Genomic DNA, 25,910 nt, shown 5'->3' with positions numbered 1-25,910 from the left:
CCGGCGCCCTGCTCGGCGCGACCGCGCCGATCGCCGCGCTCACCTTCTCCGACCCGCCGCGCGACCAGGCCCGGCACGGGTACGCGACCCGGCTGCGCACCGGCATCGCCTACCTGCGCCGGCACCGCAGCCTGCGGGCGTTGACCGTGATGTTCGTGGTGACCAACCTGCTCGACCAGGCGCTGATCGCGGTGCTGCTGCCGGTCTGGGCCCGCGACGGCGGGCACAGCGCGGCCACCGTCGGGCTGGCGCTGAGCGCGGCCGGCGCCGCGGCGGTCTGCTCCGCGCTGGGCACCGCCTGGCTGGGCACCCGCCTGCCGCGGCGGCGCACCTACCTGGCCGCCGTCATCATCAGCGGGCCGACCCGCCTGATCGTGCTGGCGCTCGGCTGGCCGCCGGAAGCGGTGATCGCCGTGTGGCTGCTCGCCGGCCTCGGTTCCGGCGTGTTCAACCCGCTGCTGGAGACCGTCCAGATCGAGATGACCCCGGCCGAGCTGCGCGGCCGGGTGCTCACCCTGATCGGCGCGCTGGCCTGGGTCGGCATCCCGGTCGGCGGGCTGCTCGGCGCCGGGCTGCTGACCGCGGTCGGCCTGCCCGCGGCACTGTGGATCTGCGGTCTCGCCTACCTCGCGGCGGTCGTGCACCCGGGCAACCGGGTCGCCTGGGAGGCGCCGCGGGCCGCTCGCGATGATCGCATAGGCTGGCGTCATGACGATCATCCCGGACGAGCTCATCGACCTCCTGGAGCGGCCGCTCTTCGCTGACCTGGCGACCGTGCGGGAGGACGGCACCCCGCAGGTCAATCCGATGTGGTACGCGTGGGACGGCGAAGTCATCCGGTTCACTCACACGAACTTCCGCCGCAAGTTCCGCAACATCCAGGCCAACCCCGCGGTCGCCATCTCGATCATCGACCCGGAGAACCCGTACCGCTACATCGAGGTGCGCGGCGTGGTCGAGCGCATCGACCCGGACCCGACCGGCGCGTTCTACGTCGAGCTGGCCAAGCGTTACCGCGCCCCGTTCGGCACCGACGCGCCGAAGGACGCCGCCGACCGGGTCGTCTTCGTGGTGCGCCCCACCGCGATCGGCAAGCGCTGACCGCAGGCGCTCAGCGGCGGTGCCACAGGCGCAGGCGCCGCCGCGGCTCGCCGCCGCCGGCCATCCCGGACAGCTCCATGTCGATCAGCTCCCGGCAGCCGGCGAGTGCCACGGTGAGCGCCGCCTTCAGCCCGTCGCAGGTGCGGCACACCGTCTGGGTGCAGTCGGCACGGTGGTCGTGGGCGGTGCGCACCAGGATCGACGACATGCCGCCCTCGGCATATCCGAGTGGGCCGCACTCGCGCATCCGCGCCCGGTAGCGGACGACGGAATCGTCCTCGACGCCGTAGACCCGTGCCGCGTCACCGATGGTGCGCAGTGCTTCCTCGTACACGCTCGCCCTCGTCTGCACGCTTGGCCCCCGTCGCTCGGCGTGATGTCAGCGCTCACCGCAAGCTACCGTCGCCGGCCTGCCGCCGCCATGGTCCGTAAAGCCGATCGTGAATGTCAGACGTCGCCCTCCAGGACGGTGTCGGTGATCAGCGGGCGGTTCCGGGTCGCGAGCAACTCGTTCGCCAGATCCACCACCGGCAGCGGGTTCGGGTTGCCCTGCACCTCGATGCCGGCGGCCAGCAGGCCGGGCGGGACCGCGCCGGCGTCCAGCAGGACGCGCCATTCGGCGCGACCCAGCCTCAGATACTCCAGGCCGGTCAGTCCGGCGACCTGCAGCGGGTCGGCGAGCGTGCCGGGGTACGCGGTGAGCGTCCGCAGCCGCGGCAGGCGGGACACGGGTGCCAGGTCGACCGGCGGGCCGTTCCAGACGCCGATGCCGAGCACCTCCAGGTCCGGATCGGCGGCCGCCTCGACGCTCGGCAGGCTGCGGATGTTGACCCGGGCGACCAGCGGCGGCCGGTCCCCGCGCGGATCCGGCCCCCGCGAGCTGCGCCGGTTCAGGACCAGGTCGGTGAGCGAGTCGGCGTAGAGTTCGGCGCCCACGTTCGTCTCGTGATCAATCAGGATGATCTGGCCGAGGTGACCGGCCGGGCCGGGCGTCAGGTCCACGGCGAACCGGTCCCCGCCGCCGCTGTCGGCGAAGACGATCCAGCCGGGCGAGCCGGCCAGCTGCTGCACGGCCGTCTCCGCGGTGGGAGCGGGGATCGCCTCGGTGGCCGCGAACCGCCACAGCGTGCTCCGGGAGGCCGCGTCGGCCACATAGACCTCGTCGAGGCTCCACTCCCACCAGCTGCGGGTGACCCGGTAAAGCGTTCGCAGCTCGTCCGGCAGCGTGACACCGAGGCGTGCCTCGACGGCCGCGACCTCCGCCTCGCTCGCGCCGACCGCGTCCGGCAGCTGCTCACGCAGCGCCCGCTCCAACAGGTCCGGGTCGGCGGTCGGCGCGGGTGCCGCGTTCCCCGGCGCCGGCAGCCGCCGCCACGGCTCCGGGACGGCGCCGTCGGCGAACACCAGCGAACCCGGGTACGGCCCGAGGCCGTCCTCCACGGCCGGGCCACGGTCGAGCACGTGCAGCACCAGCCGCCCCGGTGCCGGCGCCTGCGCCACGAACTCGACACTGTCCCGCCCACCGAGCGCGTCCTGCACGCGTTTCACCGCGTCGAACTCGGCGCGCATGTCCTCCATCCGCCCGGACCGGGGTGCCGTCGGCACCGACCAGGAGCCACGGCCGACCTGGCCGGCGACGTGACCGCCCGGTTCGACGTGGACCAGCCGCAACAGCGGGGCCCACGTCGCGAAATCGTGGATCACGGTCTCACTCCCATTCCATCGCCACCGCCCGGGCCGGCGCTCCGTCGGCGCCCAGCAGCGCGATCGGCAGGCACGACACCAGCGGCGACGGGAATTCGACCAGCTCCAGGTTGCGAAGATTCTCGCCGATCACCCCTCCGGCGCCGGCGATCAGGTGGTGCACCGGGTAGCCGTCGCCCGGATGCTCATCGTCCGGAGTCTCGTCGATGTTGCCGGTGTCGATGCAGAACGTGCGTACCCCCAGGTCGAGCAGCCGTTGGCAGGCGTCCACACCGAGAAACGGGTGATCGAAGTATTCGGGCGTGCCGTAGTGCCGCGACCAGCCGGTGCACAGCAGCACGATCGTGCCCGGCGCCAGCCCGTAGGCGGCCGGCGCGATGTGCTCCCACGTGATGGCCTCCCGCGCGCCGACCCCGCGGACGTCGATGCGCACGCCCGGCCCGGTGAACAGGCCCAGGTCGAGCTCATCGATCCGGGGCCCGTCCTCCTTGAAGTGGTAGGGCGCGTCGATGTGGGTCCCGGTCTGCGAGCCGAGTTCCAGGTGCAGCAGGTTGTAGCCGTCCCGGGCCACCGTGGCGTGCCGCGCGAACCTCACCTGCGGGTCACCGGGGTAGACCTGCGTCTCCGGCTCCACCGGCACCGACAGGTCGACAACGCGCCGAATCCGCATGCACCCTCCTCCAAGATCCGCACCCCATCCTGGACGCTGATCACGCCTCCCCAGCCACGCCACTCCCCCCAGCACGCCCCCAACCACCCACCCGGGTGCGCTGTGCTTGTAGACCCAGCGCGGGACGTCAGCCCACCTACCCGGCTGCCACCCAGTGCCGCATCCACCGCGCCAACCCCGCACTGAGCCACAGCCGAGCCATCCGGCTGCCACCCAGTGCCGCATCCACCGCGCCAACCCCGCACTGAGCCACAGCCGAGCCATCCGGCTGCCACCCAGTGCCGCATCCACCTCGCCAACCCCGCACTGAGCCACAGCCGAGCCATCCGGCTGCCACACAGTGCCGTGTTCGCCCCGCCAACCCCGCGCTGAGCGACAGCCGAGCTGGCCAGCTGACGCATAGTGCCGTGTTCGCCCCGCCGACCCCGCGCTGGGCGACAGCCGGGCTGGCCGGCTGTCGCGGAGTGTTGTGTTCGCCCCGCCCACGCTGCGGAGCGGCGGCGTTGCGCACCCGGCGGCACTTGACATCAGCTGCGGCAATGCGTGTGGAACGTAGGGAGCGGGGCCTCAGGAACGGCGGGCCAGGAGGGCCACGCCCTCGCCGGACAGGTCGGCCAGCGCCGAGGAGCGGCCGGTGATCGCCATGCCGATCGCTTCGATCGGCCCCGTCACCGGAGCGCCGGCGCCCGAGCCGGCGCTCCAGTCGACGTCGGTGGCGGTGAGGCGCAGACCGTCCACAGTGCCCGGGCGGACCAACGCCGGAGCGACCGCCGGCGACACCAGATAGTCCAGCAGGATCCGCCAGTGCGCGGTCGGCACGTCGGCGGGCAGGCCGAGCGGCCGGGCGATGTCCCGCAGGTGCAGGCACGTCTCAGCGAACGGCCCCATCGGTCCGACGCGCGGCGGATCCACCCGGTCCCCCGCGTGGGTGCGCAGCAGGCTGATCAGTTCCGGCCGCGGGCGGCGGGCGATGCGCTGGGTGAAGTGGTCGACCGTCCGGTCGGTGTTGCCGCGGTAGCGCAGCGCGGCGAGGAAGAAGCGACCGAAGGTCAGCAGCATGGGCTGCACGAAGTGCGCGGCCATGTGCTGGACGGTCCATCCTCGGCACAGGGTTTCGACCTGCCACTGCGACTCGTCGAGACCCTCCAGGAAGTCGGCGATCATCAGCCGGTTCGCGGTGGTGAGCTGGTAGATCATTCGTCGCCTCCGAGAGCTTGGCGGCGCACGTCACGGTTGAGGGCCGTGAGCACCTTGAGCGCCGCGGCGATGTCGTCCGCGCTGCACTCGGGGGCCAGCCCGGCGATGCGGTCGAGTTCATCGGCCCTGATCCGCTCGAACGCCCCGGCGCCCGCGGTGGTCATGCTGATCAGCACGGACCGGCGGTGCGCCGGGTTCGCCCGGGCCTGCACATGGCCGAGTTCGGTCAGATCGTTGACGTGTCGTTGCACGCCTTGGCGGGCCAGGTCGAGGCGGTCGGCAATGGCCGGCACGGTGGCCGGGCCGTGGTCGGCGAGCACTTCGAGGACGGCTCGCATGCCGACGGTCAGCCGTTGCGGCCGCAGGGACGTCTCGACGGCCCGCGCCGAGTTGAGCACCAGCGGCCGGACCTGCCTGAGAACCTGGTAGAGGGCGGCTCCTCGCTCCAACATGACAACCATGATGTCATATCGATGGAGGGACGGCATGCTGCGGAAGATCGATTGCGTGATGGTCCCGGTGACGGACCTGGAAGGGGCGGCCGTCTTCTACACGCGGGTGTTCGGGCTCCATGAGCTGTGGCGCGACGACGCCGCGGTGGGCCTGACCATGCCCGACACCGACGCCGAGATCGTGCTGCACACCATGACGCTGGAGCCGGACGCCGGCGTCCACTACCTGGTCGACGACGTCCCGGCGGCGTTCGCCGCCTACCGGGACGCGGGCTGCGCGGTGCGCACGCCACCGTTCGACATCGCGGTGGGCCGGTGTGCGGTGCTCGAGGATCCGTACGGCAACGCGGTCTGCATCCTCGACCTCACCAAGGGCCGCCGTGACACTCAGACGTCGGCGTAGTTCCGGAGCAGTTGCAGCGCCCGCGCCCCGTACGGTCCCCGGGTCTGCAAGCCGGAGCTCTCCGCTGCGAGCCGGCGCGCGCCGACGCGGCAGAAGGCGCCGGCGGCGCCGCTGATGACCGACTCCGCGCCCGGATCGCCGAACTGCCACGACGAGCCGTCCGGCGCGATCAGGTCGCAGTGGACCGGCACGGCAGGCAGTCCGGCCAGGCTGAACGCGTACGGCAAAGTGCTGTGCCCCAGCCAGGCGACGTGCCGCAGGCGCGTCGTGTCCGGATAGCCGATGCCCAGTGGCATGGTGATGTCCAGGCCGTGCGCCCAGTGCTCGGCCAGCCGCGTGGTGGCCAGGGTCCGTGGTTTGAGCGAGGTGGTCACCCAGCGGACCGGCCGCTGCGGGTCCGCGGACCGCAGCGCCTGGACGGCCGCCCGGCGCGCCACCCGCCAGCGCTCGAAGACGGCGGCGGGCTCGGCCGGTTCGGCGAGCACCATGGCCGCCATCGCCTCGTCGACGGTGCCGCCGTAGCTCCGCCACTCGATCGCGTCGGGGTTGCCCCGCACGGTGGCCCGCACGCCCTCCTCGGTCTGGGCGAGGTGCAGCACCACGTCCGAGACCGTCCAGCCGGCCGCCGCCGACGGGGCGAGCCAGTCGTCCGGTTTCAGCCCGGCCAGGACGGACTCCAGCTGCTCCTGCTCGGCCTCGAGATCGTCGAAGATGTCCACCGAAGACGCCACGCCAGCATCCTATGTGGAAACCGGCCGTAGTAGTCTGGCGGACTTTGCTCCGCACGGAAGGATCCGACGTTGGCCGAGTACCCGCCCGAGATCACGCAGCGTTTCCACGGCACCCCCGACCAGATGGCCGCCGCCCTGGTGGGTGAGCGCCCGGCGAGCTGGGAGTCGATCGTCATCGAGGAGTACGACCCCCGGTGGGCGGACCGTTTCACCACCGCCGCGGCCGCGCTCCGTGAACTCCTCGGCGAGGCCGTGGTGAGCGTCGAGCACGTCGGCTCCACCTCGGTGCCCGGCCTGGCCGCCAAGCCGGTGATCGACATCGACCTGACCCTGAAGGACAACGCCGACGAGGCGGCCTACGTGCCCGCGCTGGCGACGCTCGGCTACCGGCTGATCCTGCGGGAGCCGTGGTGGTACGGCCACCGGATGCTGGTCAGCGCCGCCGAGGACGTCAACCTGCACGTCTGGCCGCCGGGCGCGCCGGAACCGGTCCGGCACCTCCTGTTCCGCGACTGGTTGCGCACGCACCCCGACGACCTCGAGCGGTACGCGTCGACGAAGCGCCGCCTGTCGGCGGAGACGACCGACCGGCCCGGCGACTACAGCCTCGCCAAGAACGAGGTCATCGACGAAATCTTCACCCGTATCTTCAGTGCGTGACGACAGACCGGCGGAATGATCGCGACGCGGTGCTGGCACGGCTCGCGACCCTGCGGCAGCATCAGCGCGACGGGCGGCGTTCACCCCACAAACCGCTGCTGGTGCTGCTCGCGCTGGGCCGCCTTGCCGGCACCGGATCCAGCGACCTGCCGTGGCACGAGGCACGAACCCGACTCGGCGCGCTGATCGACGAGTTCGGGCCCGCATCGACCACGAGCACCACGCAGAGCGCCGCCTACCCGTTCACGCGGCTGCGCTCCGACCGGATCTGGGTCCTCGACCAGGACACCCCGATGGACGCGATCGGGCCGCTGACGGCACAGCGGGTGACCGGCCGGTTCGCGCCTGACGTCGAGCGGGTGCTGACCGCCGAGCCCGGACTCGTCGCCTCCGCGGCGCGGGCCCTGGTCACCAGCCACTTCTCCGACACGGTCGCTCCCGACGTACTGATGGCTGTCGGTCTGGACCCGGACATCGTGCTGCATGCGCGCGACGCGCTGCCGGATCCGTCAGGTCTGGCGGACCGGCAGCGGGACGCTGCCTGGCGGCGGCGGATCCTGCAGGAGTGGGACCGGCAATGCGCGTTCTGCGGCTTCGACGGCCAACTGCTCGGCGCCACCGTCGGTGTCGAGGCCGCGCACGTCCGCTGGTTCAACCTGGGTGGCCCGGACGAGCTGGACAACGGGATCGCCCTCTGCGGCCTGCACCACAAGCTGTTCGACCGCGGTGTGCTCGGCCTCGGCACCGACCGGACGATCCACGTGTCCGAGTCCTACTCGGCGCGAACACCGGCCGGCAAGGCGGTCTACGACCTGCACGGCCGGCCGGTGCACGGTCGGCCGGGCCTGACCTTTCCTGCCGAGCGCCACCTCGCTTGGCACCGTACCCAGGTCTTCAAGGGGAGGCCGCTGGCTCAGGCCGGGTCGTAGCCGCCGGCGGCGATCTCCTCCAGCAGGGACCGGTGGGCCGGCTCCCACCCCAGCGCCCGCCGGGCCTTGGCGCCGCTGGCCTGCTGGTCCATCAGCAGCGCGCGCCCGAACTCCCCCAGCCGCTCCACCGTCGCCGCCGGGTCCTCCGGCACGACCCGCCCCTCCAGCCCGAGGCGCTGCGCGGCCGCCACACCCAGCTCCCGCGTCGTCGGGTTGTCCCCGCTCACCCCGAGATACGTCTCACCGTGCCCGCCGCGCTCCAGCGCCGCCAGGTAGAGCTGCGCGAGGTCGTCCACGTGCACCGTCGCCCAGTGCTGGCTGCCGTCCCCGATCAGCGTCAGCCCTTCCGCCACCCGCGCCGCCCCGGTCACCAGCCGCGGGATGCCGCCACCGTGCCCGTACACCACGCCCGGCTCGATGAGCACCGCCCTGATCCCCCGCGCATTCAGCACCCGCCGGTCGACCTCGGTGCGCCACGCCACGAGCGGCGGCGCCGCGTGTGGCGTCTCCTCGGTGATCGCCGAGCCGGGCCCGTGCACCCACACCCCACCGGTGCGGAGGAACGTGCCGTCGAGCCCGGCCAGGACCGCGTCGGCGAACTCGTTCTCGGCGGCCGCGCTGCTCGCGTCGCCCGGGCTGGCGGCGTGCACCACGGCGTCGCTCTTCTCGGCGAGCTGCCGGACGAGCCCGGCGTCGCGCATGTCACCGACGACGGCGCCGGCGATGCGGTCGGCGGCCGCGGGCGTACGCACCAGCGCGGTGACCGTGTGCCCGGCGGTGACGAGGGCGGAGTGGACAGCGGATCCGATGTAACCGGTCGCACCGGTCAGGAGGATGTTCATGTCGAACAGCCTTCCGCCGACGGCCAATCGTGTCCAACGAATGCTGTTCATAAGATCGATCGCCCAGGGCGATATAGTGCCGGGCATGGAGCAACGCCAGCTGGAGTTCTTCATCGCCGTCGCCGAGGAGCTCAACTTCACCCGCGCCGCCCGGCGCACCCACGCCGTGCAGTCCACGGTCTCGGCGAGCATCCGCGCCCTGGAGCGTGACCTCGGCACCCCGCTGTTCGACCGCAGCACCAGCCACGTCACGCTGACCGCCGCCGGCCGGGCGCTGCTGCCGGAGGCGAAGACCGCCCTGGAGTCGCTCGACGCCGCCCGCGCCGCGGTCGAGAGTGCCGGCCTGGGCCTGCGCGGCAACCTGCGCGTCGGCACCCTGGCCGGTCTCGCCGTGGTCGACCTGCCCAGCCTGGTCGGCGGCTTCCGCAAGCGGCATCCCGGCGTGCGGCTGCACATGACCATCGCCGCCGAGGGCAGCTCCGGCCTGCTCGACAAGCTGCGCTCGCACCGGCTCGACGTCGCGTTCGTCGGCGTCGACACGCTCACCGTCGACGGCGTCGACCTCACGCCGATCGCCACGTTCCAGCCGCGGCTGCTGGTGGCCGAGGACCACCCGCTGGCCGGCGAGAAGACCACCGATCCGGGCGCGCTCGCCGACGAGCCGTTCATCGACCTGCCCGCCGGTTACTGCAACCGGGTGCGCACCGACCACGACTTCCGCCGGGCCGGCCTGACCCGCACGGTCGTCGTCGAGGCCACCGACCTCACCACGATCCCGCGCTATGTGGAGGCGGGTCTCGGCGTCGCCGTGGTGCCGCCGCTGCGGGCCGAGGCGGGCGCCCGGGTCGTCGGTGTCGAGCTGGACCCGCCCGCGACGCCGTGGACCCTCGCGCTGGCCCGCCCGTCGGCGATCCCGCCGAGCCGGGCCCTGCAGGCGTTTTTGGCGCTGGTCCCGGCGCACACCGACGCCACCGGGGAGTACTAGCCGGGCAGCGGCGGATAGACGGCCGGCGCGGCGGTCCGCTGGCGGGGCCGGCGGCGGTGCAGGCGCTGCTGTTCCAGCGCGATCCAGTCGCGGCCGTCGGCGGCGACCGCCTCGAGGATCCGCAGCGCGCTGGTCACCCCGGCCGCGTCGGACGCCAGCCGGGCGAGCTGTTCCGGGTCCTCCAGCATCCGGTCGATCGACTCCTCGGCGAAGTCGTCGAGCAGCACGTCGAAGGCCTGCCCGTTGACCAGGGAGAGCCGGAACGCCTGCCGGGTCACGATCTTCTGCACCTGGGAGCGGGCGTCGACGTAGCGCCGGCCCACCTCGGTGACCTGCACCGAGCCGATCGCGTCGTAGCGGAACGTGGTACGCCGCTCCCCGGAGAAGGATCCGGTCGCGAAGTCCAGGCGGGCCTGCACCTGCCGTACCCCGCCCTCGGTGAGCAGGAACAGCACGACGACGTATGCCGAGTGCCGGAACGGGCCGCCGACGTAGCGGGCGCTGCGGCTGCGCGGGGCGGCTTCGGTGAGGGCCAGGTGGGCGAGGATGTCCCGGTTGGTGAGCCGGTAGTCGCCCATCACCTCACGCTTCCAGAACGCCAGGTCCAGGCTGAGCCAGCGGCCCATCTCGACGTCGCTCGGCCGGTCCGCCAGCCACTCCACCCAGCGCTGGTGCGCGGCGCACTCGGCGGCCCACCGCTGCTGGAACTCGTCGGTGTCGAGGGCGAGGCGTTTGCGTTCGCCGTACAGCGCGATGCCGCCGCGATGCGCCAGGCGCGCGCCGAACCACAGCAGCGGCCCGGCGACCACGAGGGCGCACAGGGTCATCGCGCTCATCGCGAGCAGCACCACCGCGACCGCGCCGGCCAGCGCGGCGATCCCGCCGAGGAACGCCGGCGGCAGGGCGGCCGGACGGTAGCGGCGGAAGTCGTCGAGGGTGCCGTCGCGCCACCGGCAGGAGATGTCGTCGGCGTGGTGGTGGACGAGCCAGCGCACCGCGTCCGGGCGGATCCCGCGTACCCCGTAGAGGTCGATGAGGTCGTCGCGCAGGGCCGTGCGCAGGCCCATGGTGTCGCGCCAGAACGACTCGCGCAGCTGCTGTTCGCGCGGCTGGTGCCCGGCGAAGGCCGCGTCGATCGCCTCGGTGACCGATGCGGCGAAGTCGCCGCGCAGCGAGTTGCCGCCCGGCCCCTGGAACGCGGCGCGGGTTCCGCCGGTGTACTCGGCCTCCTTGGCCGCCTGCCGCCCGCGCAGGAAGGCCCGTTCCAGGCCGTGCCGGACCACCGCGTAGCCGCCGCCGGCCACCAGGAGCAGCACCACGACACCGGCGGCCACGTTGGTCGCGGCCGCGGCCTGCACCAGCAGCGCGATCCCGGCCGCGGTGAGCAGGCCACCGCCGGCCAGCGGCAGCACGGTCGACTCCGCCGGCGCCGGCCGGGCGGCCTTCGCGACCGGCTCCGCCGGATCGGGTTCGAAGAATTTCGGTACGCGGGCCAGCCGGTCCGGTCGCGGTCGCATGTCCCGTACGTGGGCCGCGTTCAGTCTCTCGATGTGGTCCTGCACGACTCCGGAGAGGGTGAGGCTCAGGTGCCGTTCGATGTCGTAGCGGTCGACGTCGGGCAGCGACTCGTAGGCGTGCAGTGCCGCTTCCAGCGCGTCCATCACCGGCAGCCCGTCCGGCCCCACGTAGATCATCGCGTTCACCAGTGCCCGGATGGTGTCCACGCACCGCCACCACCGCCCGCTGGGGTGGCGCTCGGCCATGCCGAACGCCTCCTCCAGCTCGTCGCGGTCGCCGCCGCCGAGCCCGCTCAACGGCCGCCCGCTGAGCACCGACAGCACCCAGTAGTAGGCGAGTTCGGCTGAGCTGACCCCGTCCTCGGCGGCCAGCGCCCGGAACCGCCGGCGGGCCTCACCGGGTGCCCCGCTCTCCAGATATCGGACCCCCACCAGCAGTTTCTGCTCGGGCGTCGCGTTCGGCGGGGCCTGGAAGTAGTTGACGTCGCCGTGCACGTAGGCGGCCTGCACCCCGACGGTGGCGTTGCCGTCCGCCTGGTTGTGCCAGCCCGCCGGATCCGGCCCGCTCACGAGCCGAGACTCTCGACCGCGGCGGCCACCGCCCCGGCGAGCGCCCCGAGCCCGGCGACCCCGTCGAGCATGCCGCCGAGGCGCCGCAGCGCCCGGGCGGCCCGTCCCGGATCGGGTGCGGCACGCGCGACGCTGATCTCGTGTTCCGCCTCGCTCAGGGTGTCCGCGTCGAGCTCCCCACGCTGGTGGGCCTGCCGGATCGCGTCGAGCAGCCGGTCGAGCTCGGCGCCGGCGGCAGCGGGCCGGCCGACCGTGACGCTTCCCGTGTTCTGGCCGATCTGCACGCCCACCTGGGCGTTGCCGGAGGCGACGTTCTGGAACTGGTGAGTGGACATGGTCTGCTTTCGCCGAAGGTGTGAAAGGCTCGGCCGGAGCAGGGCAATTCTGGCCCGCCCCTTTCCGGCGGCAACCCCCGACGAACGGCCAGGCCACCCTCGACCCCGCTCTGACCTGCACCGCGATAGCCCGCCGCAGGGAAGATTCCCTCGATAGAGGCCCCGGTCGAGTGACGCTGGCACTATGCGGGCATGGATGCGCAGCTCGCCGTCGACGCGCAGGGCAGCGACCCGGGGAACTACACCTACATCTACCGGTTGGACCGGCCGTGAGTTCGCGTGGCGCCCCCGGCCCCACTCCGGGGGCGCCACGCGGGCCTCGTCAGCTGCGGTAGACGCCGAACTCGTGCAGCGAGTAGCCGTACGTCGTGGCGCGGCTGGTGCCGTTGACCCGCACGTATCGGCCGGTTCCGGAGACGTTCAGCTGGTCGAAGCCGCCGTCACCGGAGGCGGTGGTGTACACCGTGGTCCAGTTCGACCCGTCGGACGAGGTCTGCACGGTGTACGCGGTCGCGTACGCCGCCTCCCACGCGAGCTGCACGTGGTTGAACGACTGCACCGAGCCGAGGTCCACCTGCAGCCAGGCGGTGTCCACCCATTCGCTGGCCCACCGGGTACCGTAGTCGCCGTCCACCGCGTACGACGGCAGCTGCGGCCCGTTGGTGCCGGTCGGCTGGTGCGACGAGGCGGTGACGGTCCTGCCGCGGGCCAGGTTGGTGCCGGGCACGGTCGGCGGGACGACCTTGAACGAGCGCTGCTCGATGCCCACGTTGCCGTGCCCGTCGTAGGCGTACACGTACACCTTCCAGACCCCGAGCGCTTCCGGGGCCCGTACGGTGAACTGGCCGTTGCCGGTCTGAGTGAAACTCAGATGGCGCAGACCTCGGTTGCCGGTGATGTGCTTGTCGCTGGCCATCAGGTGATACCGGATCAGGTCGCCCTGCGGGTCGGTGGCGGTGGTGGACACCGTGAAGGTGCCGCCCGCCGGCACGGCGGTCTGGTTGCCCACCGTCATCGCGGTGATCTCCGGCGGCGTGTTCGGCGCGGCCTGCCCGGTGTAGGCCTGCCGCATCGCGTGATATCCGAGGCGCCGCCAGCCGCCGGTGGTGGTGTTGAGCCAGACGCCGCCGAAGTCGTTCTCGATCCCGTAGTGGAACTCGGTGGCGCCGAGCGCGACCCCGGGATCTCCCTTGATGGCGTTCCAGCTGTACGTGTATCCGGCCCGCTTCTGCAGGTCGGTGGGCTCGTTCGGCACCCCGTTGACGTCGTTGGGCACCTCCCACTCACCGGCCGGCCCACCCTCGGTGAGGATGTACGGCTTGGTGTAGCCGCCGGCGATCCAGTCCCGTTTGACGGTGTCGATCGCCCCGTAGGAGTTGACCGCGAGCAGGTCGAGCGCCGGCGCGTGCGGCTTGTAGTAGGTCCAGGCGTGCGTGTAGGCGTCGGTCGAGGTGACCGGGTGGTGGGGGTCGGCTCCGTGGATCGCCTCGGCGACCTCGTTGACGAACTTGGCGTAGGCCACCCGCCGCGCCTCGACCACCTCGGCGGAGAGCCCGTAGTTCTGCATCTCCAGGATGACCTCGTTGCCGACGTCCCAGAGCAGCACGCCGGAGCGGCCCTTCAGCTCGTTGACCTTGGCGACGATCTCGGCCTTGACCGCGGTCTTGTAGGCGGTGTCGTTGACGTAGTCGGCGCCGTGGTTGAGCCACAGTCCGACGACCACCTTGATGCCGTGCCGGGCGGCGGTGTCGAGCAGCAGCGGGGTGCTGGCGTCCGGGCCCCAGATGCGGATGGTGTTGACGCCCATGTTCTTCAGGTCTCGCAGGTATCCGTCGGCGGCGCCCTGCGGCGGGCCGTAGGTCATGCCCTTGACCTCCCACGGGGCGCCGTTGACGGTGAGCTGCCAGTTGCCCTGCGTACCGGTGACCTTGACGACGCTCGGCCCGGCGGGGACGGGCGGGTCGGTCATGGCCGGCGCCGTGGCGCCGGTCGCCCGGGACACGGTCACCGAGTCGATGCTCAGCACGCCGCCCGAGGTGGTCTCGGCGGTCGGCGTGGTGTGGCCGGCGATCGCGTTCGGCAGGGAGCCGCCGATGGCCAGGTCGAAGCGCAGGTAGAAGCCGTGGTGCACGGCGGCCTGCCAGGCGGCGACGCCGACCTGTGACTGGCGGACCACCCAGGTCTGCCGGCCGTCGAGGTAGAAGCGGATCTCCTCGTCGGTCCTGGTCCGGTCGATGATCTGGGTGTACTCGTGGTAGCCGGTCTGGCAGCCGGCGCAGGACGCGAAGCCGGAGGAGCGGCCGTCGTACTCGTTGCACGGCCCGCCGGGCGCGGTGCCGCAGTGCAGCGTCTGGGACAGCTCGCTGCGGCCGTTGACGCCGGTCATGATGTCGGTCTCGCCGACGCCCGGCCAGTTGGTGTAGTTGCCGCGGTAGGCGGCGCCGGTGGCGCGGAAGCCGGGCCAGTAGCCGAGGCCGTTGGCGACGTCCGGCTGCTTGAGCACGGCGCTGAACTTGAGCAGCTCACCGCGCTGCGGGGCGAAGTCGGTGCGCTGGGTCTCGATGCGCCCGGAGGTCCACTTCCCGGCGCCGTCGCGGATCGCTTTGATGGTGAGCTTGCCGGGTGCCGTCGAGGGAGACGTTGGCGGTCGAGTCGCTGGCGGTCTCCACCGAGCCGGTGCCCCAGTTGGCCGCGCCGCCCGGGTACTGGGTGCCGGTGCGCCGGATCCAGTTCGCCGCGCTCGGTGAGGTGTTCGCCGGCCCGTCGAAGGTGTCGGTCCAGATCGTGCTGAACTCGTCCGGCTCCGTCGTCGGCCCGCCGCCGGTGAGCACCTGGAACTCCCACAGCGAGTAGCCGTAGCCGGAACCCCGGGCGGTGCCGTTGAGGCGCACGTAGCGGCCGGTCGCGCTCAGGTCGATCGTCTCGGTGCCTCCGGCACCATTGCTCTGGGTGTGCACGGTGGTCCAGGTGGCGCCGTCCGCCGAGGTCTGGATCTGGTACGCCTTACCGAACGCGCCCTCCCACTGCAGGGTGACGCGGCAGATGCTGCGGCTGGCGCCGAGGTCGACGCGGATCCACTGCGGGTCGGCGAACTGGCTGGACCAGCGGGTGGCCGCGTTGCCGTCGAACGCCTTCTCCGGCCCGACGTCGGCGCCCTCGGACGAGGAGGCAGTGGCCGGCCGGCCCTGTGCCGCGTTCTCGGTGCAGCCGGCCGTCGGCGTGGACCCGCCGTAGACCTTGAACTCGTAGAGCGAGTACCCGTAGCCGCTGCCGCGGGCGGTGCCGAGCAGCCGCACGTAGCGGCCACTCGCGGTGACGTCGATCGTCTCGGTGCCTCCGGCACCATTGCTCTGGGTGTGCACGGTGGTCCAGGTGGCGGCGTCCGTCGAGGTCTGGATCTGGTACGCCTTACCGAACGCGCCCTCCCACTGCAGCACCACCCGGCTGATGCTCGCGGTGGCGCCCAGGTCGACGCGGATCCACTGCGGGTCGGCGAACTGGCTGGACCACCGGGTGCCGGCGTCCCCGTCGAAGGCCTTGTCCGCGCTGACGTCCGCGCCCTCCTGGGAGGAGGCGAGGGCGGGCTTGCCCTGGGACAGCAGGGTGTCGGCGGCGCTGGCGGCGGTCGTCACGGCCACGCCGGCGAGGCCGAGCAGCACCGCGAGGACCGCGGCGATACTTCTCTTACTCATGATCACGCCCAAGGGAAAAGGGGTTGGAAAGCGCTCTCCAAGCGAGGGCGATTGTTTCGCCCATGTTGCCGGGCGTCAATAGACAGCATTGACATCGGTGGTTCCGGAACCGGAGACTGCGCGGGTGTTCGCGAATCCCCGGCTTCTTCTCGCCTGCGCCGCGATGGTCACCCTGGCCGGATGCGGCACACCCGCGGCGACGGCGCCCTCCCCCGCTCCGGCCGCGTCCGCCACCCTCGATGCGGCGTTCGGCGGCACCGACCGCTCCTGGATCGAGATCAACATCGCGATGGACGAGGAGCTGATCCCGCTGCTCGCCCTGACCGCCGCGAACAGCGACGACCCGGCCGTCCGGGAGCTGGCGACGCAGGTCAGAGCCGTGATCGACGAGGAACTGGCGACCCTGCGGACGCTGCACACCGAGGCCGGCCTGCCGTCGGAGAACCCGCACAAGGGCATGCCGATGCCGGGAATGGTCACCCCCGAGCAGGTCACCGAGGCCGCCGCCAATCAGGGGCCGGCCTTCGACGCGATCCTGCGCGAGTGCCTCCGGGCACACCTGCGGCAGAGCCGCCAACTCGCCGACAGCGAGCAAAAAGCCGGCACCGAACCGCGCACGGTGGCCCTCGCGGAACGCATTTCCGCGAACCGCGAATTGTTTCTGAAAAAACTGTAATCGGGTTGCCGTCAAATCCGTCCGTGTGGGAGTTGAGCGCGCCGCGCCCAACTCCCACAGCGCCGGGTTACCGGGGCAGTTCGTAGTTCTCGTTGAGGGCGGCGCCGCGCTCCGGCTTGTACTGGTCGAAGCCGCGCGGGTTGCACTGCAGCCCACCGTTGATGCAGTGCCGCACCAGCGCGGCCAGCGTCGGCGGGTCCCAGACGTTGTAGACGTCGTAGTGGAACGAGTACCCGCGCCCGCTGGAGAACCGGACCTGCGACATGTCCCCGCTGACCGGCCACGCCATCTTGAACTCGATCATCGGCACGGCCACCGGGTGCGAGGCCGGGCAGACCCCGTTGACCGGGTACGACATGTGGCTCTTGTGGTCCGGCGAGTCGAGGTGGATGCCGTTCCAGCAGCTCGGCGCCTGGTAGCGGACGTTGAGCTGGGTGCCGGCCGGGCAGTTCGCCGGGATGTCCCAGTTGAAGGCGCTGTTGCCGCACTCGAAGCCCTCGACCGCGCCCGGCGCGTAGCGGAACTCGTCGAGCGTCGCGGTCGGGCTGCCGACCACATAGCGCAGGCCCGGCGGGAACGGCCGCACGCTGCGGTAGTCGATGACACCGCTCTTGTAGTAGATGACCTGCGGCCCGTCCGGCTGCACCGCGGTGTTGCCGTTGAGCAGCGTCGGCATCCAGTAACCGGTCTTGTCGCCGGGCGTGATGCAGCTGGTCCCGCCCGCCTGCAGCGACGCCAGGGTGGAGTTGGCGTTGGTGGTGCGGTTGCCCATGAACGTGTGCGAGTGCGAGGCGCCGGGCAGGTTGGGGAAGACGATCGGGTCGTCGTTGAGGTTGGTCCGGCTCACCGAGCAGTTCGCCTGGAACTCACGGTGGGTGACCGGCGGGTTCTGCGCGGGCGGCGTCGCGGTGGACGGGACGACGCCGGTGACCGGCGGGTTGGCGTAGACGTATCCCGGCCCGTCGGTCGGCTGCGGGGTGGCCGACGAGGTGCCGTAGACCTGGAACTCGAAGAGCGAGTAGCCGTAGCCGGTGGCCCGCTGGGTGCCGTACATCCGCACGAAGCGGCCGCTGCCGTTGACGGTGAGGCTCTGCCGGCCGCCGGTGCCGGCCGTGGTGCTGTAGACGGTGGTCCAGGCGTTGCCGTCCGGCGAGGTCTGGATCTGGAAGGCCCGCGCGTACGCCGCCTCCCAGTCCAGCACCACCTGGCTGATGGTCGCGGTGGCGCCGAGGTCGACGCGCAGCCACTGCGGGTCGGCCCACTGGCTGCCCCAGCGGGTGTCGGAGCGGCCGTCGAAGGCCGCGATGGCGGGCGACTCGCCGTTCTCCAGGGACGAGGCGAGGGCCGGGCGGCCCTGCGAGAGCAGGGTGTCCGCGGCTTGCGCGGACGGGTTGCCGACGAAGAGCAGCGCGCCGGCGAGCACCACGGCGCACACCGGCGCCAGGATCCGTTTTCGCATGGGGATCTCCACTGGGGGTGAGGACGGGACACGCTTGGAGAGCGCTTTCCAGTGTTGGTGTGCTTCGTCACGTACGTCAATGTTCTGAGGTTCCGGAACGCGGCTGTCCGGGGCCTCTGGGCAAGCGCTCTCCGTGCTATAAACGTCGGCATGCAGAGTGAGCGGCTGCCCACGCTCGAAGACGTGGCGCGCGTGGCAGGCGTCTCGCGCTCGACGGTGTCGCGTGTCATCAACGGGATCCGCAACGTCGACCCGCAACTGCACGAGCAGGTGTGGAGCGCCGTCGACCAGACCGGTTACGTGCCGAACCTGCTGGCCCGTTCGCTGGTCACCCGGCGCACCGGCACGGTCGCGCTGGTCGTCTCCGACTCCGAGACGCACGACGACGACCCGTTCATGAGCCGGTTCTTCTCCGACCCCTATTTCGGCCGGGTGGTCGGCGGCCTGATGAGCGTGCTGCGCCCGCTCGGTGTACAGCTGGCGCTGCGGATGGTCGGCGCCGACGGCCACAAGCGCCTGGTCGGCGATCTGCGCAACGGCCAGGCCGACGGCGCCGTGGTGCTGTCGCTGCCGGCGCACGACCCGCTGCCCGGCATGCTCGTCGCCGCCCGCATCCCGGCGGTGCTGATCGGCCGCCCGGCCGAGCCGGTGCCGATCAGCTATGTCGACCTGGCGAACGAGGCCGGCGCCGCGCTCGCCGCCGACCGGCTGGTCGAGCACGGCTGCCGGCAGATCGGCATGATCTCCGGGCCGGTCGAGGTCCCGGCCAGCGTCGACCGTGACTCCGGCTTCCGCCGGGCGCTGGCCCGACACGGGCACGCCTGGGTGCCGCAGCGGGTCGGCAACTTCACCAGGGACAGCGGTGAGCAGGCGATGCGCGACCTGCTGGCCGAGCAGCCCCACCTGGACGGGGTGTTCGCCGCCAACGACCTGATGGCGCTCGGCGCGCTGCTCGCGCTGCGCGACGCCGGCCGCCGGGTGCCGCAGGACGTGGCGGTCGTCGGGTTCGACGACAGCAGCGCCGCGGTCGCCGCCCGCCCGGCGCTGACCACCGTGCGGCACCCGCTGGAGGACATGGCCGCCGAGGCCGCCCGGCTGCTGCTGGCCCGGGTCGACGATCCGGGCGCCCGGGTCGCCTCGGTCATCTACGAGCCGACGCTGGTGGTGCGCCAGAGCGCCTGAATCACCCGCCCCCGGTGGGGTAATACGTCGATATGGCCAACCCCGAACAGGACAACCTCGGCAGCAGCACCGACCAGCACGTCGACGACCTCGAGGAGACCGGTACGTTCGTCACCGACGAACCGCCCCGCGGCGACGTCCCCGCCCACGGCAGCAGCAACGCCGGCGTCAACGCCACCCGGGCCAACCGTCCCGACCACGACAGGGACGACACCGAAGCCTAGGGTGGAACAGCGGTTCGAGAGCGAATCGAGAGCCGCGCCCGCCAGCATGGAGGGAGCCGGGCGGGGTCCTACGCCCCAAGCAACGGCCTCGCCCGGCCCCGCAGCGATCTCGGGAGGCTGCGGTGACCACACCGGATTACGACGATCTCTATCGCGCCGCCGGCTCCCGGCCGCCGTGGGAGATCGGCGGTCCGCAGCCGGCTCTCGCCGCGGTCCTCGACGACGGGATCCGGGGGCCGCGGGTGCTCGACGCCGGCTGCGGCACCGGTGACCTCGCGCTCGCCCTGGCCCGGCGGGGTTTCCAGGTGACCGCGGTGGACATCTCCCCGGTCGCCATCGAGACCGCACAGGCCCGGGCCGCCGCCGCCGGGCTGAGCGTCGACTTCCAGGTGCAGGACGCCACCCGCCTGTCACTGCCGCCGGCCGGTTTCGACACGATCGTCGACTGCGGGCTTCTGCACAACCTGCACCGGCACGGCGGCGCCGACACCTACCTCGCCCAGCTGCCCGCCCTGGCCGCGCCGGGCGCGCACCTGATCGTGCTGGCCGTCAGCGCCGCCGCGGGCGAGGGCTGGACCGTCACCGAGCAGTACCTGCGGGACGCTTTCGCCGAGCCGGCCTGGACCGGTGCCCGGATCGAGGAGACCGAGGTGGTCGCCCAGGTGGACGGCGAGCCGTTGAGCCTGCGCGGCTTCCTGCTCAGGGCAGCAGCGCCGCCACGTCCGGCTTCTCCTTGACCAGGCCGTCGGCCACGGCCAGGTCGGCGAGGGTCTGCACGGACGCCGTGTTGATGTCGGCCGGCCAGCGGGGCAGGATCAGCTTGTCCCGCGTCTCCGGCGGGATCTTGGTGTAGGTGGCGAGCACCTCCCGCACCTCTTCCGGGTGGCCGTCCGCATAGGCCAGCGAGGCCTTGATCGCCTCGGTGAAGCGGGCGGCCAGATCGGCGTCCTCGGCGAGCAGTTTCTGCGAGGTGAAGTACATCGCGACGGTGAGGTCGGGCGCGACGTCGACGTAGGGCGAGGCGATCCGGCGGGCGCCGGCCGCGATCGCCGTCTGCTGGAACGGCTCGACCACGAAGATGGCGTCGACCCGGCCGGCCTCCAGCGCGGGCACCTGGTCGGGGAAGGCCAGCTCGGTGAACTTGACCGCGGTGGCGTCGCCACCGTCCTTCTTCACCGACGCCTTGACGCTGGTCTCGACGATGTTCTTCAGCGTGTTGGCCGCGACCGTCTTGCCGGCCAGGTCCTTCGGCGACTTGATCGGGCTGTCCGCCTTCACGTAGAGGGCGCCGAAGTCCTTGCCGTCCTCGCCGGTCGAGTTGTTGCCGTTGGCGACGACCTTGATCGGCACCTTCTGGGTCTGGGCGATCAGCAGCGAGATGCTGTTGCTGAAGCCGAACTGGAACTGCCCGCTGAGCACGGCCGGCACGATGGCCGCGCCGCCCTGGGCGGTGGTCAGGGTCAGGTCGATGCCCTTCTCGGCGAACAGGCCCTTGGCTTGGCCGAGGTAGATCGGGGCGACGTCGACGATCGCGATGACCCCGACGTTCACCTTGTCCAGCTCGCCGGAGGCCGCCGGCTCGGGATCGTCGCCGCCGTCACCGCACGCGGTGACCGTGAGAAGCAGCGCGGCGAGAGCCGCGAGAACAGGACGTCGTCGCATCGGGACTCCTATGTCGGCCGGCCTTTCGCGGTCGATCTTATCGACATATGTGGATCTTCGCCGCCCTCGTTCAGCAGGCTCGCATCATGCTCGTAAACCCAGCCGAGCGCGTTGAACGACCAGGCCTGCGAGCCGGCTGTCAACTGCCGGTCACGCTCGCGCTGGGCGGGCCCGTCCGGCAGGTGGAAGCGGGTCTTGTTGCCCGCCGACATCTCCTGCAGCCGGGCGGTGCGGGGCAGGCGCAGCCGCTCGTAGCGCAGCAGCGCGTCCGGCACGGCGGCGTCCTCGCGCAGGCAGGCGGCGAGGGTGGCGCCGTCCTCGACGGCCTGCGCGGCGCCCTGGGCCATGAACGGCAGCATCGCGTGGGCAGCGTCGCCGAGCAGGGTGACCCGCCCGGACGACCAGCGCGGCATCGGCGGACGGTCGAACAGCGCCCACACGTACGTCTCGTCGGCGGCCCCGATGATCTCCCGGACCTGCGGATGCCAGCCCTGGTAGGCGGCGAGCGCGTCCCTGATCTCGCCGTGGTCGGTCCAGGACTCCCGGGTCCACCGGTCCTGCTCGATCACCGCGACGTAGTTGACCATCCGCTGGCCGCTGATGAAGTAGTGCACGAAGTGCTGCCCGGGCCCGAGCCAGATCTGCGCGGTCACCTCCAGGTCCAGGTGTTTCAGCCGGTCGGCGGGCACCACCGCCCGGTACGCCACGCAGCCGGTGAACCGGGCCGTGTCGGCGCCGAACAGCCCCTGCCGCACGGTGGAGTGGATGCCGTCCGCGCCGACCAGCACGTCCGCCGTGACGCGGTGACCGCCGGCGAACCGCACCCGCACGGACGAGCCGTGGTCGGTGAACCCGGTCAGCCGGTGCCCGGTGTGCACCCGCTCCGCGGGCATCGCGGCGGCGAGCGCGGCGAGCAGGTCGGCGCGGTGCATCTGGTAGTGCGGAAACCCGTACGTCGCCTCCAGCGCCTCGGCGAGCGGCGCGCGCAGCAGCGTGCGGCCGTCGTCCCAGCGGCGCTGGTGCCAGGCGAGCGGTTTGACGCCGGTCGCGGCGAGCGCCCCGGCCAGACCGAGCCCGTGCAGCACCCGTGACGCGTTCGGGCTGACCTGCACGCCGGCGCCGACCTCGGAGAGCCGGGCCGCCTGCTCGTAGATGTGCACGTCGAAGCCGGCCCGCAGCAGGCAGAGGCCGGCGGTGAGCCCGCCGATGCCGCCACCGATCACCGCGACCGACCGCTGCTCGTCCCCCATGGCCCGATCATTCATCGACGCCGGTCGCCGCGCTACCGGATTCTGGACAGCCGGCCGTTGATTGATTTGCTGGTCAGGGCGTCTCGATCAATCAATTCCGCGGATAGAAACACTCTCGGTCGAGCGCCGCGCACTGACGGAGGGCGGCGCTCCGGACGAAGGAGACACACGTTTTGAAGACGAAGATCGGTGCCGCTGCGGCGGCGCTTGCCGCCGGTGTCACGACGGTCGTCGCCGGGCCGAGCGCGGCGGTCGCCGCCGACGTCAACCCGTACTCGGCGTCGGCGATCTGCGGCTCGGGCTACACCGTGATCGACAAGCAGGTCAGTGAGGGCGAGTACTACATGTACCTGCTCTACAACAGCAGCAACGGCAAGAACTGCGCGGTCACGCTGAAGCAGGCCAACCTGGGCACGCCGACGCTGACCGACGTCTACCTGATGGGCCAGAAGGACGCCGGGGCGGCCGAGGACTACGGCAAGTTCACGTACTACGCCGGCCCGGTCTACCTCTACGCGCCGAACGAGTGCATCCAGTGGGGTGGCTTCGCCACGGTCGGCAGCAAGACGTACTACTACAACAGCCCGTGGGAGCACTGCGGCTGATCACTTGGCCACCGGGTACAGGCAGGCGGTCTCGGCGGCGGTGCTTCGCGGCGCTGTCGAGGCCGCCCGGCCGTCCAGGGTGCGCAGGTCGGCGACGGCGGTCGGGCTCTCCCCGCCCAGGCAGGCGACGGCGGCGAGCACGGGCGCCGTCCCGGCCGGCCGCCGCCAGGACACGGCGGCGCCACGGCTGGTCAGGGCGATCTGATGCCAGACCGGCGGGCCGTCCGGGGCGGCCGGGTCGGGATGGTAGGCGGCGTAGCCGACCACCTCGACGCCCGGTCCGGCCGCGTTCAGCGTCACCTGGTCGCCCCGCGCGGCGACGTCCAGGGTGATCGCGCTGGGTGCGGGCCGGTCGCCGGCGCAGCGGGTGGCACCGGCGCCGGCCGGCGGGTTGCCGTGCACGATCGCCGACGCGAGCACGCCGCCGCCGGCCACCTGGAACCAGCGCACGTCCGGGGTGCCGGCGGTGGCGTCGAAGATCGGCTCGCCGAGGCAGAAGCCGGTCAGGCCGACCGTGCAGCCGGGCGGGATCGTGTAGAGCTCGGGTTCCACGCGGGCCGGGCCCCGCCGGACCTTCGCCCCGCTGCCGTAGGTGGTCGCGGTGAACGCGGCGCCGTCCGCGACAGCCGGGCAGCCGGGCGCGGCGGGCGGCTTCCGCTTCGCCTCCGGCTCGTTCGACCGGGTTCCCCATGCGACGCCGGCCGCGGTCAGAGCGAGGATCAGCCCGGCCACCGTGGCAAGGCGACGGCCGACCGGCCGCGCCGCCGGCACGGCCGGCTCGCCCGCCTGCGGCGGCTCACTGCCGGAGATCGGTTCGGCGCCGGAGATCGGTTCGGCGCCGGAAACGAGAGTGCCGGAGACCGGCTCCGGCACGGGGTCGAGCTCCTGCCACCGGTTGCGCCAGGCCTCCTGGTCACCGTTCAGGGCGCCGACGTACGCCAGGAGCACGTCCAGTGACGGCCGCCGGGTGCCGCTCGCCGCCTCGGACAGGGTGGACGCGCTGTACCCGGTCCGGCGGGCCATCGCCCGGTAGGTCGGGCTGCCCGCCTCGGCCCGCAGCTTGCGCAGGTCGTAGGCGAGTGACTCGACCGGTCCCGCGGCCGGGTCGATCGGGCGTTCCTGGCGGGCCATCCTCTCCCCCTCCGCCGGAGCGGTACAAACCGGGAGATCCTACGTGGCTGTATCTCCGATGTGGACGGCCGGTCTCTCGTAGCAGTACTCCAGGCCGTCCTCCTCGTCCCATTGCTCGCCGACCTTGCGGAACCCGTACTGTGCGGCGAGCCGGTAGGAGGGCTCGTTGTCGGGGCGGATGCTCACCCGTACCCGAGAGACCTGATCGTCGTCGGCCGCGCGAGCCAGCAGGGCTTCGAGGGCGGCGCGGGCGTAGCCGCGCCGCCGCTGCTCCGGATCCACCGCGTAGCCGATCTCGACCAGCCCGGTGGCGTCCGGCGGCTCGTGAAACCCGGCCCGGCCCACCGCCAGGCCCCGCTCCTCGTCCCAGATGATCCCGGTCACCCAGGCGGCGCTGGCCGGGTCCTCGTCCCACTGGCGGCCGCGCATCTGCCACACCGCCCGGCATTCCGGCCCGGCGAGATAGGCGGAGGCCGGCACCGGGCTCATCGCGTTCGCCGCGGCGAGGTCACCGTCGGCGAGCGCCCGGAACACCGGTCCGCTCAGGTGCACGATGCGCACCCGTGGGCCGCGGTTGTCGTCAACTGGTCGCTCGATCACGGTGCGAGGGTGCCGCATCCGCCGCCCGGCGGGTACCGATTTTTCGCAATGATCTCCGCGGCGATGTCGGCGGCGGGCCGGCCGTCGGTGCCGACCTCCAGGCCGCCGAGGCCGGCCAGGGCCCGCAGGTTCTCCGCGGAACGGGCCGCGACCTCGGCCAGGTGGGCGGCCGGGCGGCCGGTCAGCTCGTCGCCGGCCAGGGCCGCCGGGGTCTCACCACGGCCACGGCGGGCGGCGCGCTCGGCCAGCGTCTGCGGGCTCGCGGTGAGGCGGCACAGGGTGAGCGTGGTGGCGGGCAGGGCCGCCCGGTAGGTCGCGAGGTCCCGCGGCCGGTCGAGCGGGCCGACGGCGACCAGGCAGTCCGCCCCGGCGTCGCGGAAGGAACGCCAGACCGCGGCGAGGTTGGCGGCCTTGAGCCGGTGGTTGCCGGGGTCGGTGTCGTGGGCCGGGCGGCGGAACCCGATCTGGTCGAGGTCCACGAAGGCGGCGTTCACCCCGGCGAGCCGCAGCTGGTGGTAGACCTGCCAGCCGATGGTCGACTTGCCGATCGCGGCCGGACCGCAGACCCACAGGACGTCGCCGGGCGTCGCCGGCAGCCGGCTTCCCGGCGGTTCCGCGGCAAGGGCCGGCGGCTCCGGCAGTTCCGCGGACAGGCCCGGCGGCTCTGCGGACAGGCCCGGCGGCTCCGCGGTCGGTGCCGACAGCGGTGGACCCGGCGGCTCCGCGGCCGTGACCGGCGGCTCCGCTGCAGGGGCGGGCGGCGGCCAGCCGGTGCGGGCCAGCACCCGGTCGGCCACCTCGGCGACGGTCAGGCCGGTGGTGTCCACCCACAGCGCGTCCGGGAAGGTTCGCTTCAGGGTGGCGGCGTGCGCGACCGAGTTCGCCAGATCGTCGCCCGGATGGTTGCGGGCCGCCAGCCGCCGGGCCAGGTCGGCCTCGTCGGCGTGCAGCAGGCAACTGGTCACCGCCGCGTGCGGGACGAGGGCGGTCTCCACGCCGCGCGCCGGATCGGTGACGCCGGAGACGAGCAGGCAGCAGACGCCCGCCGCGCGGAAGTTGACGGCGAGCGCGTCGAGGGTGCGGGCCTGCAGCAGGTGCCGGCCGTGGTCGCCGGCCGGTTCCGGCGCCCAGTGCCCCGGCGCCGGCGGCCCGTAACACATGCCGAGCTGGTCGATGTCGACGAAACCGGCGTCCACCCCGGCCGCGGTGAGCCGGGTGAACAGCTCCCAGGCCACGGTCGACTTGCCGGCGGCGGACGTGCCGGACAGCCAGAGCAGCGGCAGCATGGCCGCGAGTATCGCGGGCCGGCGTGCGGTCGTCGACCGAATTCCGC

General features: G+C 72.4%; 28 protein-coding genes. 11 read left to right on the top strand and 17 right to left on the bottom strand.

Features of this window, described 5'->3' with window-relative positions:
* Both AB0F81_RS17965 and AB0F81_RS17960 read left to right on the top strand, forming a co-directional pair.
* Positions 1-764: MFS transporter (locus AB0F81_RS17965; protein WP_360198345.1), on the top strand; the 764-nt coding region annotated here is incomplete at its 5' end.
* On the top strand, positions 709-1,101 hold the full coding sequence (locus AB0F81_RS17960; protein WP_360198343.1) for a PPOX class F420-dependent oxidoreductase: 393 nt from the start codon (positions 709-711) through the stop codon (positions 1,099-1,101). The genes AB0F81_RS17965 and AB0F81_RS17960, both read left to right, overlap by 56 nt.
* Before the next feature lie 10 nt (positions 1,102-1,111).
* Here the strand turns inward: AB0F81_RS17960 and AB0F81_RS17955 are convergent, their stop codons facing one another.
* From AB0F81_RS17955 to AB0F81_RS17935, 5 genes are all read right to left on the bottom strand, one after another.
* Positions 1,112-1,435, bottom strand: coding sequence for a hypothetical protein (locus tag AB0F81_RS17955; protein WP_360198341.1), 324 nt, complete (start codon positions 1,433-1,435; stop codon positions 1,112-1,114).
* A 113-nt stretch (positions 1,436-1,548) separates the two neighbouring features.
* Positions 1,549-2,805, bottom strand: coding sequence for an SMI1/KNR4 family protein (locus AB0F81_RS17950; protein ID WP_360198338.1), 1,257 nt, complete (start codon positions 2,803-2,805; stop codon positions 1,549-1,551).
* A gap of 4 nt (positions 2,806-2,809) precedes the next feature.
* The gene (locus AB0F81_RS17945; RefSeq protein WP_360198335.1) at positions 2,810-3,475 is read right to left on the bottom strand and encodes a cyclase family protein; all 666 of its coding nucleotides are present in this window, start codon (positions 3,473-3,475) and stop codon (positions 2,810-2,812) included.
* Between the two features lie 567 nt (positions 3,476-4,042).
* Positions 4,043-4,672: a maleylpyruvate isomerase family mycothiol-dependent enzyme gene (locus tag AB0F81_RS17940; protein WP_360198332.1), complete on the bottom strand. Its 630-nt coding sequence runs from the start codon at positions 4,670-4,672 to the stop codon at positions 4,043-4,045.
* Positions 4,669-5,124: a MarR family winged helix-turn-helix transcriptional regulator gene (locus AB0F81_RS17935; protein ID WP_360198329.1), complete on the bottom strand. Its 456-nt coding sequence runs from the start codon at positions 5,122-5,124 to the stop codon at positions 4,669-4,671. The genes AB0F81_RS17940 and AB0F81_RS17935 overlap by 4 nt, the downstream gene beginning before the upstream one ends.
* A gap of 34 nt (positions 5,125-5,158) precedes the next feature.
* Between AB0F81_RS17935 and AB0F81_RS17930 the strand changes: the two genes are divergently transcribed.
* Complete coding sequence (locus tag AB0F81_RS17930) at positions 5,159-5,527, top strand: VOC family protein (protein WP_360198325.1); 369 nt, start codon at positions 5,159-5,161, stop codon at positions 5,525-5,527.
* Here the strand turns inward: AB0F81_RS17930 and AB0F81_RS17925 are convergent.
* Positions 5,512-6,258, bottom strand: coding sequence for a maleylpyruvate isomerase family mycothiol-dependent enzyme (locus tag AB0F81_RS17925; protein WP_360198322.1), 747 nt, complete (start codon positions 6,256-6,258; stop codon positions 5,512-5,514). The two genes, AB0F81_RS17930 and AB0F81_RS17925, sit on opposite strands and share 16 nt — an antisense overlap.
* Positions 6,259-6,327: 69 nt before the next feature.
* Between AB0F81_RS17925 and AB0F81_RS17920 the strand changes: the two genes are divergently transcribed.
* Together AB0F81_RS17920 and AB0F81_RS17915 are read left to right on the top strand one after the other, a co-directional pair.
* Complete coding sequence (locus AB0F81_RS17920) at positions 6,328-6,918, top strand: GrpB family protein (RefSeq protein ID WP_360198319.1); 591 nt, start codon at positions 6,328-6,330, stop codon at positions 6,916-6,918.
* Positions 6,915-7,847, top strand: a complete 933-nt coding sequence (locus AB0F81_RS17915) for a phosphorothioated DNA-binding restriction endonuclease (protein ID WP_360198316.1) — start codon at positions 6,915-6,917, stop codon at positions 7,845-7,847. The genes AB0F81_RS17920 and AB0F81_RS17915 overlap by 4 nt, the downstream gene beginning before the upstream one ends.
* Here the strand turns inward: AB0F81_RS17915 and AB0F81_RS17910 are convergent.
* A complete protein-coding gene (locus tag AB0F81_RS17910) occupies positions 7,832-8,689 on the bottom strand; it encodes an NAD-dependent epimerase/dehydratase family protein (RefSeq protein WP_360198313.1) in 858 nt (285 codons plus the stop codon). The genes AB0F81_RS17915 and AB0F81_RS17910 overlap by 16 nt on opposite strands.
* 85 nt (positions 8,690-8,774) lie before the next feature.
* On the opposite strand from AB0F81_RS17910, the gene AB0F81_RS17905 reads away from it, so the two are divergent.
* Positions 8,775-9,674, top strand: a complete 900-nt coding sequence (locus tag AB0F81_RS17905; protein WP_360198310.1) for a LysR family transcriptional regulator — start codon at positions 8,775-8,777, stop codon at positions 9,672-9,674.
* Here the strand turns inward: AB0F81_RS17905 and AB0F81_RS17900 are convergent.
* From AB0F81_RS17900 to AB0F81_RS17885, 4 genes are all read right to left on the bottom strand, one after another.
* The gene (locus AB0F81_RS17900; RefSeq protein WP_360198307.1) at positions 9,671-11,761 is read right to left on the bottom strand and encodes a hypothetical protein; all 2,091 of its coding nucleotides are present in this window, start codon (positions 11,759-11,761) and stop codon (positions 9,671-9,673) included. The genes AB0F81_RS17905 and AB0F81_RS17900 overlap by 4 nt on opposite strands.
* Positions 11,758-12,096, bottom strand: coding sequence for a hypothetical protein (locus AB0F81_RS17895; RefSeq protein ID WP_360198305.1), 339 nt, complete (start codon positions 12,094-12,096; stop codon positions 11,758-11,760). The genes AB0F81_RS17900 and AB0F81_RS17895 overlap by 4 nt, the downstream gene beginning before the upstream one ends.
* Before the next feature lie 322 nt (positions 12,097-12,418).
* Positions 12,419-14,599 carry a discoidin domain-containing protein gene (locus tag AB0F81_RS17890; protein ID WP_360198302.1) on the bottom strand — a complete coding sequence of 727 codons (2,181 nt, stop codon included), beginning with the start codon at positions 14,597-14,599 and terminating at the stop codon, positions 12,419-12,421.
* 19 nt (positions 14,600-14,618) lie between these two features.
* Entirely contained in the window at positions 14,619-15,788 is a 1,170-nt protein-coding gene (locus AB0F81_RS17885; protein WP_360198299.1) for a discoidin domain-containing protein, read from the bottom strand.
* A gap of 124 nt (positions 15,789-15,912) precedes the next feature.
* Here AB0F81_RS17885 and AB0F81_RS17880 point away from each other — a divergent pair, with 124 nt between their 5' ends.
* The gene (locus tag AB0F81_RS17880) at positions 15,913-16,464 is read left to right on the top strand and encodes a DUF305 domain-containing protein (protein WP_360198296.1); all 552 of its coding nucleotides are present in this window, start codon (positions 15,913-15,915) and stop codon (positions 16,462-16,464) included.
* A 67-nt stretch (positions 16,465-16,531) separates the two neighbouring features.
* Here the strand turns inward: AB0F81_RS17880 and AB0F81_RS17875 are convergent, their stop codons facing one another.
* Complete coding sequence (locus AB0F81_RS17875) at positions 16,532-17,923, bottom strand: DUF1996 domain-containing protein (RefSeq protein ID WP_360198293.1); 1,392 nt, start codon at positions 17,921-17,923, stop codon at positions 16,532-16,534.
* 150 nt (positions 17,924-18,073) lie between these two features.
* On the opposite strand from AB0F81_RS17875, the gene AB0F81_RS17870 reads away from it, so the two are divergent.
* The 3 genes from AB0F81_RS17870 to AB0F81_RS17860 all read left to right on the top strand — a co-directional run bounded on the left by AB0F81_RS17870 (position 18,074) and on the right by AB0F81_RS17860 (position 20,066).
* Positions 18,074-19,105, top strand: a complete 1,032-nt coding sequence (locus tag AB0F81_RS17870) for a LacI family DNA-binding transcriptional regulator (protein ID WP_360198290.1) — start codon at positions 18,074-18,076, stop codon at positions 19,103-19,105.
* Between the two features lie 32 nt (positions 19,106-19,137).
* Positions 19,138-19,329 (top strand): hypothetical protein, encoded by a 192-nt coding sequence (locus AB0F81_RS17865; RefSeq protein ID WP_360198287.1) that lies wholly within the window; start codon positions 19,138-19,140, stop codon positions 19,327-19,329.
* Positions 19,330-19,451: 122 nt separating this feature from the next.
* Positions 19,452-20,066 carry a methyltransferase domain-containing protein gene (locus AB0F81_RS17860; RefSeq protein ID WP_360198285.1) on the top strand — a complete coding sequence of 205 codons (615 nt, stop codon included), beginning with the start codon at positions 19,452-19,454 and terminating at the stop codon, positions 20,064-20,066.
* Here the strand turns inward: AB0F81_RS17860 and AB0F81_RS17855 are convergent.
* Both AB0F81_RS17855 and AB0F81_RS17850 read right to left on the bottom strand, forming a co-directional pair.
* Positions 20,029-20,991, bottom strand: coding sequence for an ABC transporter substrate-binding protein (locus AB0F81_RS17855; RefSeq protein WP_360198282.1), 963 nt, complete (start codon positions 20,989-20,991; stop codon positions 20,029-20,031). The genes AB0F81_RS17860 and AB0F81_RS17855 overlap by 38 nt on opposite strands.
* 8 nt (positions 20,992-20,999) lie before the next feature.
* Entirely contained in the window at positions 21,000-22,241 is a 1,242-nt protein-coding gene (locus AB0F81_RS17850) for an FAD-dependent monooxygenase (protein WP_360198279.1), read from the bottom strand.
* A 173-nt stretch (positions 22,242-22,414) separates the two neighbouring features.
* On the opposite strand from AB0F81_RS17850, the gene AB0F81_RS17845 reads away from it, so the two are divergent.
* On the top strand, positions 22,415-22,846 hold the full coding sequence (locus AB0F81_RS17845) for a spore-associated protein A (protein ID WP_360198276.1): 432 nt from the start codon (positions 22,415-22,417) through the stop codon (positions 22,844-22,846).
* Here AB0F81_RS17845 and AB0F81_RS17840 read toward each other — a convergent pair whose 3' ends face one another.
* From AB0F81_RS17840 to AB0F81_RS17830, 3 genes are read right to left on the bottom strand one after another with little or no spacing between them, the layout of a single operon-like run.
* Positions 22,847-23,977: a helix-turn-helix transcriptional regulator gene (locus tag AB0F81_RS17840; RefSeq protein WP_360198273.1), complete on the bottom strand. Its 1,131-nt coding sequence runs from the start codon at positions 23,975-23,977 to the stop codon at positions 22,847-22,849.
* A gap of 39 nt (positions 23,978-24,016) precedes the next feature.
* Complete coding sequence (locus tag AB0F81_RS17835; RefSeq protein WP_360198359.1) at positions 24,017-24,538, bottom strand: GNAT family N-acetyltransferase; 522 nt, start codon at positions 24,536-24,538, stop codon at positions 24,017-24,019.
* A 35-nt stretch (positions 24,539-24,573) separates the two neighbouring features.
* A complete protein-coding gene (locus tag AB0F81_RS17830; protein ID WP_360198270.1) occupies positions 24,574-25,863 on the bottom strand; it encodes a hypothetical protein in 1,290 nt (429 codons plus the stop codon).
* Between the last annotated feature and the right edge of the window lie 47 nt (positions 25,864-25,910).

The organism is Actinoplanes sp. NPDC024001, from assembly GCF_040638955.1.
GTDB lineage: Bacteria > Actinomycetota > Actinomycetes > Mycobacteriales > Micromonosporaceae > Actinoplanes.
Note: the sequence above shows the minus strand (reverse complement) of the source record. Positions and strands in the feature narration are given on the sequence as shown.

What these genes read in the sequence shown, in the direction of transcription:
- AB0F81_RS17940 (WP_360198332.1), bottom strand. Translation starts at nt 4,672, where the DNA reads ATGATCTACCAGCTCACCACCGCGAACCGGCTGATGATCGCCGACTTC.
- AB0F81_RS17910 (WP_360198313.1), bottom strand. Translation starts at nt 8,689, where the DNA reads ATGAACATCCTCCTGACCGGTGCGACCGGTTACATCGGATCCGCTGTC.
- AB0F81_RS17850 (WP_360198279.1), bottom strand. Translation starts at nt 22,241, where the DNA reads ATGGGGGACGAGCAGCGGTCGGTCGCGGTGATCGGTGGCGGCATCGGC.
- AB0F81_RS17945 (WP_360198335.1), bottom strand. Translation starts at nt 3,475, where the DNA reads ATGCGGATTCGGCGCGTTGTCGACCTGTCGGTGCCGGTGGAGCCGGAG.
- AB0F81_RS17830 (WP_360198270.1), bottom strand. Translation starts at nt 25,863, where the DNA reads ATGCTGCCGCTGCTCTGGCTGTCCGGCACGTCCGCCGCCGGCAAGTCG.
- AB0F81_RS17885 (WP_360198299.1), bottom strand. Translation starts at nt 15,788, where the DNA reads ATGAGTAAGAGAAGTATCGCCGCGGTCCTCGCGGTGCTGCTCGGCCTC.
- AB0F81_RS17840 (WP_360198273.1), bottom strand. Translation starts at nt 23,977, where the DNA reads ATGGCCCGCCAGGAACGCCCGATCGACCCGGCCGCGGGACCGGTCGAG.
- AB0F81_RS17875 (WP_360198293.1), bottom strand. Translation starts at nt 17,923, where the DNA reads ATGCGAAAACGGATCCTGGCGCCGGTGTGCGCCGTGGTGCTCGCCGGC.
- AB0F81_RS17935 (WP_360198329.1), bottom strand. Translation starts at nt 5,124, where the DNA reads ATGTTGGAGCGAGGAGCCGCCCTCTACCAGGTTCTCAGGCAGGTCCGG.
- AB0F81_RS17960 (WP_360198343.1), top strand. Translation starts at nt 709, where the DNA reads ATGACGATCATCCCGGACGAGCTCATCGACCTCCTGGAGCGGCCGCTC.
- AB0F81_RS17905 (WP_360198310.1), top strand. Translation starts at nt 8,775, where the DNA reads ATGGAGCAACGCCAGCTGGAGTTCTTCATCGCCGTCGCCGAGGAGCTC.
- AB0F81_RS17895 (WP_360198305.1), bottom strand. Translation starts at nt 12,096, where the DNA reads ATGTCCACTCACCAGTTCCAGAACGTCGCCTCCGGCAACGCCCAGGTG.
- AB0F81_RS17870 (WP_360198290.1), top strand. Translation starts at nt 18,074, where the DNA reads ATGCAGAGTGAGCGGCTGCCCACGCTCGAAGACGTGGCGCGCGTGGCA.
- AB0F81_RS17865 (WP_360198287.1), top strand. Translation starts at nt 19,138, where the DNA reads ATGGCCAACCCCGAACAGGACAACCTCGGCAGCAGCACCGACCAGCAC.
- AB0F81_RS17930 (WP_360198325.1), top strand. Translation starts at nt 5,159, where the DNA reads ATGCTGCGGAAGATCGATTGCGTGATGGTCCCGGTGACGGACCTGGAA.
- AB0F81_RS17855 (WP_360198282.1), bottom strand. Translation starts at nt 20,991, where the DNA reads ATGCGACGACGTCCTGTTCTCGCGGCTCTCGCCGCGCTGCTTCTCACG.